This window comes from Kitasatospora sp. NPDC096204 (assembly GCF_044763205.1).
Lineage (GTDB): Bacteria > Actinomycetota > Actinomycetes > Streptomycetales > Streptomycetaceae > Kitasatospora.
In genome coordinates this window covers 1-12,271 of the sequence record NZ_JBIWFT010000015.1, presented here as the reverse complement: position 1 = coordinate 12,271, position 12,271 = coordinate 1, and the positions used below count along the sequence as shown (strand labels likewise).

Sequence of the window (12,271 nt, the reverse complement as noted above, 5' to 3'; positions counted from 1 at the left end):
CTGGTCATCCTCCGCGGGAAGCCGCCGGTCATCCGTGGGAAGCCGCCAGCCGCAGCTGCTCCTCCTCGACGATCAGCGCCGCCAGCGACAGCTCCGACACGTCCACCGCCTCCGGTGTCGACTCCGCCACCTCGCTGCGCCGCGCGTAGTCGTCGAACAGCCGGCCCTTCGCCCGCAGCAGGTCCAGCATCCGCTGGTCGACGCTGTCCACAGCCAGCAGCCGGTGCACCCGCACCCTGCGGACCTGCCCCATCCGGCGCGAGCGCGCCACCGCCTGGTCCTCCAGCGTCGGCTTGACCTGCGGCTCGCAGAGGATCACCACCGAGGCCGCCTGGATGTTCAGCCCCACACCACCGGCCTGGATCTGGCAGAGCAGCACCGCGTGCCCTGGCGCGGCGCTGAACCCGTCCACCGTCTCCTGCCGCCGCACCGCGTCCAGCGAGCCGTCGATCGGCCCGAACGTCCGCTGCCCCAGGGCGACTCGGACGGCCGCCAGGACGTCCCGGAAGTACGAGAAGACCACCACCTTCAGCCCGCTGTCCGCCGCCTCCCGGACGATCTCCCGCAGCCGCCTCAGCTTGGCCGACTCCGCCGGGTCCGCGTACCCGGCCCGGCGCATCGCCGGGAAGTTGCCCGCCGCGACGGCGGACCGGTAGGCGGCGAGGTCGGCGGGCGAGAACTCCTCCCACTCGTCCACGTGCACCACCTCGGGCAGTTCGGTGAGCACGTCCTGCTGGTTGCGGCGCAGGTACGCCGGGGCGACCGCCCTGCGGAAGGCCGCCGGCCCGGCGGCCGCCGAACCCTGCTCGATCAGCGGCACCAGCTCCGGCCGCAGGTACCGCACCAGGGTGCGGAACTCCTCCACCCGGTTCTCCATCGGCGTCCCGGTGAGGAACAGCACCCGCTCCACCCGCTCCGTCCAGGCGGCCACCGCCCGGGAGCGCTGCGCGGCGGGGTTCTTGACGAAGTGCGCCTCGTCCACCACGAGCGTCCCGACCGTGACCGCCTCCGCGACCTCCGCCGCCTCCAGGTGGCGCAGCCCGTCGAAGGTCAGCACCGCGACCCCGCCGTCCCGCAGCCACTCGGCGAGCGCCGCCTCCCGCTCCGGGCCGTGCACCCGCAACGCCCGCAGGGTGCTGCGCGACTCGACCTCCCGGATCCAGTTGACCAGGACACCGGCCGGGCAGACCACCAGGAAGTGGGTGCTCCCCCGGGCCCGCAGGTGCGCCAGTACGGCGATCGCCTGCACCGTCTTGCCGAGGCCCATCTCGTCCCCGATGATCACCCGCCGCTGGGCGAGCGCGAACCGCGCCCCGAACGCCTGGTAGCCGCGCAGCGAGACCCGGCAGTGGGCGTCGTCCAGCGGCTCGGCCCGCACCCGGTCCGACAGCTCCTCCGGCAGGAACCCCTCGGCGGCGGCGAGTTCGCCCCCGGCCTCCTCGACGATCCCGCCGAGCACGCCGTAGTAGTCGGCCGAGCGGAGCTCGAAGTCCGTCCACGCCTCGACCGGGTCGAGCGGCGGTCGCAGCAGGTCGACCGAGGTCTGGGCGAGCAGCACCGGGACCTCCTGCGCCCCGTACCCGGCCAGCAGCTCCTCCAGCCGCTCGACCGCCTCCCGCGCCTGCGTCCGCCGCTCCCGGCCGGCGAACAGCCCGCGCAGCACCCCCCGGGCCGGCCGCGCGGCCACCGTCAGCGGCTCCACCTCGGCCTGGACCCGCTCCGCGGCCTCCCGGGCCCGCCGCGCCTCCGGACCGGCGGCCACCAGCCGCTGGAGCGCGACCACCAGCGCGGTGCTCGGCGCGTCCTGCCGCTCGACGTCCAGCCGCACCGCCACCGTCTGCTCGACCGCCCGGGCGATCTGCCCGGCCGCGGCCTGCGCCTGCGCCGCCGTCTGCGCCCCGACGCCGGGGATCAGCCGGAGCGTGTAGCCGGAGGCCTCCACCACCTGCCGCACCGTCCCCAGCCCGGCCGCCTCCAGGGCCCCGACCCGCAGCCGCCCCTCGGTCACGTCCCGCAGCCGCGCCACCGGGATGGCCCCCAACTCCTCCTCCACCAGCCGGTCCCGCACCGCGACGTACGTGAGCCGCACCTGCTCCACGGCCGCCCGGTGGTCCGCCACCATCGCCGCGGCCGCCGCCCGCAAGCCCTCCGCCCCGGCCAGCACCACCCCGACCCGCCGCCGCTCCCCCAACCGCCCGCTCCGTCCATTCCACGCACCAGGGGCACCATGCTCCCACCCGCCACCCGGGCCGTCCGGGGCGTCCGGGGCGTCCGGGGCGTCCGGGGCGTCCGGGGCGTCCGGGGCGTCCGGGGCGTCCGGGGCCGCAACGCACCGCGGCCAGGGCCCGATTCGGTGAATCGGGCCCTGGCCGTGGTCGGTGGCGCTCCGCTCGGCCGGGCCGGCGGTGGGGGCTCAGGTGCGGATGCGGCGGAAGACGGTGAGCAGGAGGAGTGCGGTGAGGGTCAGGAGGATGCCGGCTTCGACGAGTTGGACGGGGACGAGGTGGTCGGCCGGGTGGTAGCGGAGCCAGGAGGCGGAGGCGCCGTCACAGTCGGTGCTGAAGCCGAAGCCGCAGGCGCTGGTGCTGACGCGGGTTCCGTCGGGGAGGACGACGCCGCGGTCGAGGAGCCAGGAGTTGGTGGGTTGGGTGGTGCGCAGGGCGGCCACCCGGTCCACGGCGGGGTAGAGGAAGGGGCGGGCCCAGAGGACGAGGCCGTGGGCGATGGCGACGAGGGCGCCGGTGAGGAGCATCGCCGGCACGGTGCGGCGGACGAGTTGGCCGACGAGGACGCCGAGGGCCAGCGCGAACAGGGACCAGACGACCGGGGCGAGGCCGAGCGTCGGGTAGGTGAGGGCCTGGAACGGCGGGTCGAAGGAGGCCGGGCCGTGCACGATGTCCGTCCACCACACCCAGGTCATCAGCACGGCGACCACCCCGCTGACGGCCAGGACGGCGAAGCCGGGGACGGCGAGGCGGACGGCCAGCCAGCGGATCGGGCCGACGGACTGCGCGCGGATCAGGCGGATGGTTCCGCGTTCGTACTCCTGGGCCAGCAGCGGGGCGCCGATGAACATGCCGAGCAGCAACGGGAGCGCGGTGACGGCGGGCTGGAGGACCTGGAGGTACCAGAAGTTCGGCCGGTCGAGCGGCAGGACGAGCTTCCAGCACTGGGCGCTGTCCCAGGACTCGGGGTAGTAGCAGTCGGTCCGGCGCAGGGTGTCCACGATGCGGCTGCAGGCGATGTGGATCCAGAGCAGGTCCACCACCGCCACGACGAGGATTGCTCCCAGGACCCAGAGGACGAGGCGGTTCTGACGGAACACCAGCCAGAGGAGCCCGCGCAGGCCGGGGGTGGTGGGGGCGGGCCGGGCGGTGGCGCGGTCGGGCAGGACGGTCGTGCTCATGCGGCCACCTCGTTCGGGTCCTTCCGGTCGACCGGGCCGGCTGTGTCGGCCGGGTCGGCCGGGCCGCGGAGGTAGCCGAGCAGCAGGTCCTCCAGACTCGGCCGCTCGCTCTCCCATTCGCCGTCCAGCGGGTCGCCGGTGCGGACCAGGGCGATGGCCCGGCGGCCGCTGACGCGCTGCTCGACCACCGACTCCGCGGCCAGGGTGGCACCCTGGGCGGCCGGCCCGGTGAGCAGCCGGTGCCCGTCGAGGATCTCCTCGAGGTCGCCGGCCAGCCGGATGCGTCCGCGCTGGACGAGGAGCAGGTGGTCGATGACGCCGTCGAGTTCGGGGAGGATGTGCGAGGAGAGCACGATGCCGGTGCCGCGTTCGGCGGCGGCCGACATCAGGGTGCCCATCAGCTGGTGCCGGGCGAGCGGGTCGAGGTCGGCCATCGGCTCGTCGAGCAGCAGCAGGTCGGGGAGCTTGCCGAGGGCGAGGGCGAGGCAGACCCGGGTGCGCTGGCCGCCGGAGAGCGAGCCGATCCGCGCCTTGGGGTTCAACTCGCCCTGGTCGATGATCTGTCGGGCCAGCGTCTCGTCCCACACCGGGTTGAGCTCGCGGCCCATCCGGATGGTCTCGGCGACGGTGAGGCCCGGGTAGAGCGGCTTGTCCTGCGGCACGTAGGCGACCCTGGCGCGCAGCTCGGGCGCGCCGGCCGGGACACCGAGCACCATCAACTGGCCCTCGGTGGGCTTGAGTTGGCCGGCGGCGAGGGAGAGCAGGGTGCTCTTGCCCGCGCCGTTGGGGCCCACCACGCCGCAGATCCGCCCGGCCGGGACGGTGACGTCGCAGTCGCGTAGCGCCCAGCCGCCCCGGTACTTCCTGCCGAGGCCGGTGGCCTCCAGTGCCACCTCCTGCACAGTCCCCTGCTCCGGCGCCGACGCCGGCGCCGTGGTCCTCGGGTCGTCCACCCGGTCCCCCCACTGTTCTCGTTCGGTGTTGCCGGGGAGTCTCGGGCCCCGGTGTCGGGGCCCAGGCCCCCGGTGTCGGGACTCGCGGCCCCGCTGTCGGCACTCACGGCCCCACTGGCGGGGCTCGCGGCCCCGCTGTCGGAGCCTCAGGCCCCGCTGTCGGGGTCGGCGACCCCGGTGTCGAAGCGCTGTTCCAGGACGGAAGCCATCAGCGCGGCGATGTCCTCACGCTCCAGCCCGGCCGCGCGGGCCTGGTCCACCCATCCGACCAGGTCCGCGCGCAGCGGCCCGTCGGCCGCGGCCTCCGGCCGGGCGAGCGAGCGCCGGACGAAGGTGCCGAGCCCCGGGCGGGGTTCGACCAGCCCTTCGCGTTCGAGCTCGCGGTAGGCCTTCAGCACGGTGTTGGGGTTGATCGCGGTCAACTCGACCACCTCACGGGCGGTCGGCAGCTTGTCTCCGGACTGGAGCAGTCCGAGCCGCAGGGCCTGTTTGGTCTGCTGCACGATCTGCTGGTAGGTGGAGACGCCGCTGCGCCGCTCGATGCGGTACTCGATCACCGGCGTTTCGACCTTTCACTAGTTCAATAGTGGAATAGTGGCCCACTGCGGCGCGCGGGTCAAGCCGGGCCCGGGGGTGCCGCCGGGACGCCCCGTACGAGGCGCTTCAGGGGCGTTGCAGCAGGAGCAGGCCGTCCCGCTCGATCAGCGGCCGGTAGCCGCGCTCCCGGTAGACGGCCAGCATCCGGGCGGTGTCGGCGGTGGCGCACGGGGAGCGCACGCTCGGGTCGCGCAGGTCGACGGCCACCCACTGCGGCCCGGGGCCCACCGGCGCCCGGCACACCAGGGTGACCTCCGCCCGGGCGGTGAGCTGGGCCGCCAGCCGGTTGGAGGCGGCCACGGTGGCGTCGTCGGGTATCCGGCCGAACAGCGCCCGGGTCTCGGTGAGCCGGGGCGAGGTGCGCCACGCCTCCGGCATCACCACCTCGTGCAGCGGGTAGAGCGGCAGCGTCACGGCGGTCACCAGGGCGCCGACGGCGAGCGCGCGCCTGGCCCGGCGTACGTCGACGCGCCGCAGGACGTCGACCAGGGCGGCGACCGCGATCGGCATCAGCACCGCGCTGTAGTGATAACTGACGCCCCAGTAGTGTGAGTTGTCCGAGAGCAGCCGCCAGCCGAGGGTGGGCACGCAGAGCAGCAGGAGCGGCGATCGCAGGCCGGCGAAACCGGCCGTGGCGGCGAGCAGGAACAGCAGCAGCCACTTGACCGGCGGCCAACCGAGCCGCAGCGGCAGCGCCCAGAGCGAGGGCTGCCCGCCGCCGTCCAGCTGCCGCCAGTAGTCGAAGCCGCCCTCGGGGTTGAAGGCCGGCAGCACGACGAGCACGGTGAGCGCGGTCGCGGCGAGGCCGAGGGCGGCGAGGGCGAGCCCGGGCAGCGGACTGCGGTGCCGCTCCCGCCGGGCCTGCCAGGCGATCAGGGCTCCGACGGCGGCCACCGTCAGCCCCAGGTCCTCCTTGACCAGCGGCAGCGGCAGCGACCAGAGCGCGGCGGCGAGCGGTCGGCGCCGGCCGAGCGCGGTGACGGCGAAGGCGAGCAGCGGGACGGCGAAGGCGATCTCGTGGAAGTCGTCGACCGCCGCCCGGACGATCCCCCAGGAGGCCCCGGTGGCGCAGCCGACGAGCAGCGCCACCCGCGGCCCGGCCACCTCGTGCGCCCAGCGGGCCAGCGGGACTACGGCGAGCGCCATCAGCAGCGCCTGGGCGACGACGAGGGTGAGCGGGCCCGGGAACGCCCGGTAGGCGGGGGCGAGGAGGGCGATCAGCGGGTGGAAGTGGTCTCCGAGCAGGTGGTATCCGGGTCCCTTGAGCGGCACGATCGGCGCCTGCCCGTGGGCGTACGCCCGGATGGCCTGCTCGAAGATTCCCAGGTCATAGGCCTTGCTGAGGCCGCGCCGGTGCCGGTTGACGGCGACGCAGGCGTACAGCGCGGCGAACCCGGCGGCCGGGCGACGCCGGCCGGGCCTTCCGGCTGCCCTCCTGGGGCCTCGATCCGACTCGCTCGGCTCACTCGGCCCAGTCGGACCCCGTCAGCACCCGGCACCTCGCCCGGCTCTTCCAGGCCGAGCTGCACACCACCCCGGCCCGCTGGGTGGAGCGCGTCCGCCTCGACCGCCGCCCGGCGACTGCTCCTCGACGGCCACAGCGTCACCGCCGCCGCCCGGCACAGCGGCCTGGGCAGCGACGAGACCCCGCGCCGTGTCTTCGCCACCCACCTGGGCACCACGCCGACCGAGTACCGCAACCGCTTCGCCGGCACCCACGACGGCACCGGCTGACGCCCGGCGGGAACCGCCACCGCCGGGTGCCGCCACGGACGGCTTGACCTTGACGCTACGTCAGGGTTGGAGGCTTGCCGCATGAAGAACGAGAGCACTTCCACCGCCCCGCCGCACCCTCCGGTCGGCGGCTTCCAGGAGATCGACGGCCGCCGCCTCTACGTGCACCGCCAGGGCAGCGGCGGGCCCGCCGTCGTCTTCCTGCCCGGCGCGAGCGCGATCGGCCTGGACTACTTCGGGGTCCAGCAAGGCGTTTCGCGGTTCACCACCGCCGTGGTGTACGACCGCGGCGGAACCGGCCACAGCGACGAGGTCCCGCTGCCCCGCACCGCCGCCGAGGTCGCCGCCGAACTGCGGGAACTGCTGCGCGCCGAGGGCGTTCCCGGCCCGTACGTGCTGGTCGCGCACTCGCTCGGCGGCGCCTACGCCCACGGGTTCGCCCAGCGGTACCCGCAGGACGTGGCCGGGCTGGTCTGGCTGGACGCCTTCCACCGGGACTGGGACGACTTCGTGCCCGCCGAGGCGAGCCTGGCCGCCAGCGTCCGGATGTCGCCCACCGAGGAGCAGCTGCGGCAGGCGCTCCCGGCCATCCGGCGGATGTGCGAGGAGCTGCTGGTGGACTACCCGGCGGACGTCCGGGACGCGGTGGCCGCGTACCACATGAGCGAGCGCTGGATCCACGCCGGCATCGCCGAGCGCGCCTCGATGGCCGACCTGGCCGACGAGCTGCGGGCCGGCTCCGACCTCCCCGACGTCCCGGTGATCGCGCTCACCCCGCTGGGCATCGACCCCGGCCAGCAGGCGCTGATGTCCGAGGAGACCCTGCGGGCGATGCACGACGGCAAGACCCGGCTGGACGCGGCCATGGTCGGCGCGGTCTCCGACGGCGAGCAGCGCATCCTCACGGACACCGGCCACAGCCAGCTGGTCTTCGAGCGGGCCGATGCCGTGGTCCAGGCTATCCGCGACGTCGTGGACCGGGCGGGCCGCGCCTAGACTTCGTCCCGCGACACCGCGCTTCGACCCCGACCCCGATCCCGACCCCGATCCCGACCTCGCCCCCTGGCCTCACCCTCGACCTCACTCCCTGACCTCCCCCCCCGACCTCGACGGAAGCGGAACCGGACGGTGCTCACGATCGGTCAACTCGCGGCGACCGCCGGTGTGACCGTGCGCACCGTCCGCCACTACCACCAGGTCGGACTGCTGCCCGAGCCCGAACGCGACGGCTCCGGCTACCGCCGGTACAGCGCGCAGGCCGCGGTGGACCTCATCCGGATCAGGACGCTCGCCGACGCCGGGGTGCCGCTCGCCCGGATCCAGACGCTGCTGCACGCTCGGCCGGAGGAGTTCGCCGCCGCCGTCACCGACCTCGACGCCGAACTGGAGCGCCGGATCGAGCGACTCACCCAGCACCGCCGCCGGATCGCCGACCTGGCGAGCGGCGAGCGGCTCGCGCTGCCGCCCGAGGTGGTCGCCATCCTGGACCGGATGCGCGCGCTCGGCGTCAGTGAACGGTCGGTGCGGCTCGAACGCGACACCTGGATCCTGCTCCAGGTCCTGGACCCGGAGGCCATGCGCCGGGGCATCCGGGAGAAGAACGCCAGCTTCGACGACCCCGAAACGACACGGCTGTTCCTGCTCTGCGACCGGTCGCTGGACTGGGAGCCCGACGATCCGCGGGTGGACCGGCTGATCGACGACCTGGACGCCTGGGAGCTCGCCCACGGCCGGGACAGCAGCCGGCCCGGCAAGCAGGCGGTGATCTTCGACCGGATCGCCGAGGCCTCGCCCACCTGGCAGCGCATCCTCGGCGTGCTCGCCCACCGCGCCAAGCAGCGCCGCCTCGCCGACGAGAGCCGGGGCGCGGTCCCGCCGCGGAAGCGTTGACGTCGGATTCGCGCCAGCCCAACCCCCGCTCGCACTGGTGGACTTCGGGTCACAGACCCACCATCCGTCGACAGGACCTCCGGCATGCCGACCGGCACCACCCCCCGCTCCGCCCCGCCCGTCCCGAAGCCCCGAGCCCGGGACGGCGGCACCCTCGCCGTCCTCGCCGTGACCACCGGGGTCTTCTCCATCGTCACCACCGAGATCCTCCCGATCGGCCTGCTGACCCCGATCGGCGCCACGTTCCGGATCTCCGACGGCACGGCCGGGCTGATGATGACCCTGCCCGGCATCGTCGCCGCGGTGGCCGCGCCCGTGGTGACCGTCGCGACCAGGCGCGCGGACCGGCGGACCATGCTCTGCGCTCTGCTGCTGGTGCTGACCCTGGCGGACCTGCTCAGCGCGCTCGCCCCGGCGTACTGGGCGCTGCTGACCGCCCGGATCGCCCTCGGCCTGGTCATCGGGGCGTTCTGGTCGATCGGCTCCGGGCTCGCACCGCGCCTCGTCCCCGAGCACCGGCGGGCCCGGGCGAACACGCTGATCTTCTCCGCCGTCCCGCTGGGCTCGGTGCTCGGCGTACCGGCGGGGGTGTTCCTCGGCTCGCTGGCCGGCTGGCGGGCGGCCTTCCTCGCGATGGCCGCGCTGACCCTGGTCGCCCTGGCCGCCCTCCTGCGGTCGCTGCCGCCGCTGCCCCCACTGACCGTCACCGGGCTGGGCGTGCTGCGCGGGCTGCTGGCCGGTCGGGGCACCCGTACCGGCATCGCGGTGACCCTGCTGATCGTGCCGGCCCACTTCGGCAGCTACACGTACGTCACCCCCTTCCTCACCGGCACCACCCACGCCGGCACCGGACTGATCACCGCCCTGCTGCTCGTCTACGGTGCCGCCGGGCTGCTCGGCAACGTCCTGGCCGGCGGCCGCGCGGCCCGGGCCCTGCGGCCGGTGTTCGGCACGGCGACCGTCCTGCTCGCCGCCGCGGCCCTGCTGCTGCCGCTGCTGGGTACCGGCGGTCCGGGCGCCGCCGCCCTGCTGACGCTCTGGGGCGTGGCGTACGGCGCCGTCCCGGTCTGCTCGCTCACCTGGTTCCTCGCCGCGGCTCCGCAGTCCCCGGAGGGCGCCGGCGTGGTGTTCACCTCGGTGTTCCAGGCCGGCTTCTCGATCGGCGCGCTGACCGGCGGCGTGGTGGTGGACCGCTCCTCCCCCACCACGGTCATGCTCCTCGGCGGGACGGTCGCGCTGCTCGCCTCGGCCGCGGTGTGGCGGTACGGCCACCGGGTCAGTCCCGCGCGGACGCCGTGACGCGCCCGTGCCCCGGCCCTGGTCGTCGGCGCGGTTCGTGGTGAGAATGCCGGGGTGCCGTCAGCCCACCCACGCGTCCTGCGGGGTGGGCGGTCGGCACCCCGCGGGGACGGTCCCGGGCGGGTGCGGACGGAAGGGCGGCCGGCGGATGGGCAGCGAGCGGGCGGACGGCGAGCGGGTGGGCAGCACGCCGGTGGGCGGCGAGCAGGTGGGCGGCGAGCAGGTGGGCGGCGAGCAGGTGGCCCGGGCGTTCCACGGGCGCTTCGGCGACTACCAGAACGAGATCTACCTGCGCGGGCTCGGCGGTGTGCTGCCGACGATGCCGATGGCCTTCGCCGAACTGGAGGCGCGGGCGAGCGCGGCCCTGGCACCCTCGGTGCTCTCCTACGTCGCGGGCGGGGCCGGGGACGAGTCCACCCAGCGCGCGAACGTCGCCGCCTTCGACCGGTGGGGCCTGGTGCCGCGGATGATGGTCGGCGCGAGCACCCGGGACCTGTCGGTGGAACTCTTCGGCCTGCGGCTGCCGACCCCGCTGTTCATGGCGCCGATCGGGGTGATCGGCCTGTGCGCGCAGGACGGCCACGGGGACCTCGCCACCGCCCGGGCCGCCGCCCGGACCGGCGTGCCGATGGTCGCCTCCACCCTGACGGTCGATCCGCTGGAGCAGGTGGCCGCCGAGTTCGGCGACACCCCCGGCTTCTTCCAGCTCTACACCCCCACCGACCGGGCGCTGGCCGAGAGCCTGGTGCACCGGGCGCAGGCCGCGGGCTACCGGGGCATCGTCGTCACCCTGGACACCTGGGTCACCGGCTGGCGCCCGCGCGACCTGGCCACCGCCAACTTCCCCCAGCTGCGCGGCCACTGCCTCGCCAACTACACCTCCGACCCGGTGTTCCGCGCCCGCCTCGCCAAGGCCCCGGAGGAGGACCCGCAGGCCGCCGTCCTGGAGTGGGTCGGCATCTTCGGCAACCCGCTGACCTGGGACGACCTGCGCTGGCTGCGCTCTCTCACCGACCTGCCGATCCTCCTCAAGGGCATCTGCCACCCCGAGGACGTCCGCCGCGCCAGGGACGGCGGCGTCGACGGCATCTACTGCTCCAACCACGGCGGCCGCCAGGCCAACGGCGGCCTGGCCGCCCTCGACCTGCTCCCCGACGTGGTCGCCGCCGCCGACGGGCTGCCCGTCCTCTTCGACTCAGGCGTCCGCTCGGGCACCGACGTCGTCAAGGCGCTCGCCCTCGGCGCCACCGCCGTCGGCGTGGGCCGCCCGTACGCCTACGGCCTGGCGCTGGAGGGCACGGACGGCATCGTCCACGTGCTGCGCTCCCTGCTCGCCGAGGCCGACCTGCTGATGGCCGTCGACGGCTACCCCACCCTGGCCTCCCTGCGCGCGGACGGTGCGCTGCGCCGGACCTGACGCGACATCGGGCCGCGGCGCCCACCGGAAACCGGCGGGGCTTGCCGGGATATTCGGGACGGCCCTACGCTCGAACGGCACAAATCGGGTCCGTACGTTCCCATCGGCCGGGAGGTCCGCCATCATCCGAGTCCTGCTGACCGCCTTCGAACCGTTCGGCCGCGATCCCCTGAACTCGTCCCTGGAAGCGGGCCGGCTGGTCGCCGCCGCTCCGCCGGCCGGAGTGGCCCTGGACTTCGCCGAACTCCCCTGGACGTTCGGCGACTCGATCACCACGCTGCACCGGGCGGTGGCCCGCTTCGAACCCGACCTGGTCATCGCCACGGGCCAGGGCGGCAACCGCCCGGACCTCACGGTCGAGCGGGTGGCGGTCAACCTCGACGACGCCGTCCGGGGACCGGACCGGAAGGGCAACCAGCCGGTCGACCAGCCGGTCGTCCCGGACGGCCCGGCCGCGTACTTCTCCTCGCTGCCCGTGAAGGCCTGCGTGGAGGCGGTCCAGCAGGCCGGGATCCCGGCCACCCTCTCGCACACCGCCGGTACCCACCTCTGCAACCACGTCTTCTACGGGCTGGCGCACCTGATCGCCACCGAACGCCCGGCGCTGCGCGGCGGGTTCGCGCGCGTGCCCTACCTGCCGAGCCAGGCGTCCGGCCAGGAGAAGAGCGCCTCGATGTCGGCGGAGACCGCCGCCGAGGGGGTGCGCATCCTGATCCGCAGCGCCGTGGCCACCCTCCACCCGCCGCCCGTCGGCACGGTGGCCGCACCGCGTCGACGGAACTGGCTGTCCCGCCGGGGCGGCTGACTGCCGGCGGGCATCGTTCCGCGACGGGCCCGGAAACGCGAATAACCCCCATCCGGAATCCGGATGGGGGTTATTCAGAAGAATTGTTCGGCGGCGTCCTACTCTCCCACAGGGTCCCCCCTGCAGTACCATCGGCGCTGTGAGGCTTAGCTTCCGGGTTCGGAATGTAA

At 74.7% G+C, this 12,271-nt stretch carries 10 protein-coding genes and 1 rRNA gene; 5 read left to right on the top strand and 6 right to left on the bottom strand.

Annotated elements, in window-relative coordinates; all coding sequences use genetic code 11:
- Positions 1-28: 28 nt before the first annotated feature.
- The 5 genes from ACIQ87_RS18110 to ACIQ87_RS18090 form a co-directional block, all read right to left on the bottom strand.
- Entirely contained in the window at positions 29-2,191 is a 2,163-nt protein-coding gene (locus tag ACIQ87_RS18110) for a DEAD/DEAH box helicase (protein ID WP_402407381.1), read from the bottom strand.
- A gap of 222 nt (positions 2,192-2,413) precedes the next feature.
- A complete protein-coding gene (locus ACIQ87_RS18105) occupies positions 2,414-3,406 on the bottom strand; it encodes a hypothetical protein (RefSeq protein ID WP_402407379.1) in 993 nt (330 codons plus the stop codon).
- A complete protein-coding gene (locus tag ACIQ87_RS18100) occupies positions 3,403-4,308 on the bottom strand; it encodes an ABC transporter ATP-binding protein (protein WP_402407376.1) in 906 nt (301 codons plus the stop codon). Before ACIQ87_RS18100 ends, ACIQ87_RS18105 begins: the two co-directional genes overlap by 4 nt.
- A 197-nt stretch (positions 4,309-4,505) precedes the next feature.
- Complete coding sequence (locus tag ACIQ87_RS18095; RefSeq protein ID WP_402407374.1) at positions 4,506-4,916, bottom strand: GntR family transcriptional regulator; 411 nt, start codon at positions 4,914-4,916, stop codon at positions 4,506-4,508.
- A gap of 106 nt (positions 4,917-5,022) precedes the next feature.
- Entirely contained in the window at positions 5,023-6,261 is a 1,239-nt protein-coding gene (locus ACIQ87_RS18090) for a DUF2079 domain-containing protein (protein WP_402407835.1), read from the bottom strand.
- A 510-nt stretch (positions 6,262-6,771) separates the two neighbouring features.
- Here ACIQ87_RS18090 and ACIQ87_RS18085 point away from each other — a divergent pair.
- The 5 genes from ACIQ87_RS18085 (at position 6,772) to pcp (ending at position 12,101) form a co-directional block, all read left to right on the top strand.
- Positions 6,772-7,686, top strand: coding sequence for an alpha/beta fold hydrolase (locus tag ACIQ87_RS18085; RefSeq protein WP_402407372.1), 915 nt, complete (start codon positions 6,772-6,774; stop codon positions 7,684-7,686).
- 132 nt (positions 7,687-7,818) lie between these two features.
- Positions 7,819-8,580, top strand: a complete 762-nt coding sequence (locus tag ACIQ87_RS18080) for a MerR family transcriptional regulator (protein ID WP_402407371.1) — start codon at positions 7,819-7,821, stop codon at positions 8,578-8,580.
- A gap of 84 nt (positions 8,581-8,664) precedes the next feature.
- The gene (locus tag ACIQ87_RS18075; RefSeq protein ID WP_402407368.1) at positions 8,665-9,879 is read left to right on the top strand and encodes an MFS transporter; all 1,215 of its coding nucleotides are present in this window, start codon (positions 8,665-8,667) and stop codon (positions 9,877-9,879) included.
- A 148-nt stretch (positions 9,880-10,027) separates the two neighbouring features.
- Complete coding sequence (locus ACIQ87_RS18070) at positions 10,028-11,296, top strand: alpha-hydroxy-acid oxidizing protein (RefSeq protein ID WP_402407366.1); 1,269 nt, start codon at positions 10,028-10,030, stop codon at positions 11,294-11,296.
- A 121-nt stretch (positions 11,297-11,417) separates the two neighbouring features.
- Entirely contained in the window at positions 11,418-12,101 is a 684-nt protein-coding gene (pcp, locus tag ACIQ87_RS18065) for a pyroglutamyl-peptidase I (RefSeq protein ID WP_402407832.1), read from the top strand.
- A gap of 85 nt (positions 12,102-12,186) precedes the next feature.
- On the opposite strand, the gene rrf is transcribed toward pcp, so the two are convergent.
- Positions 12,187-12,271: ribosomal RNA gene (gene rrf / locus ACIQ87_RS18060) — 5S ribosomal RNA — on the bottom strand; the annotation flags it as partial.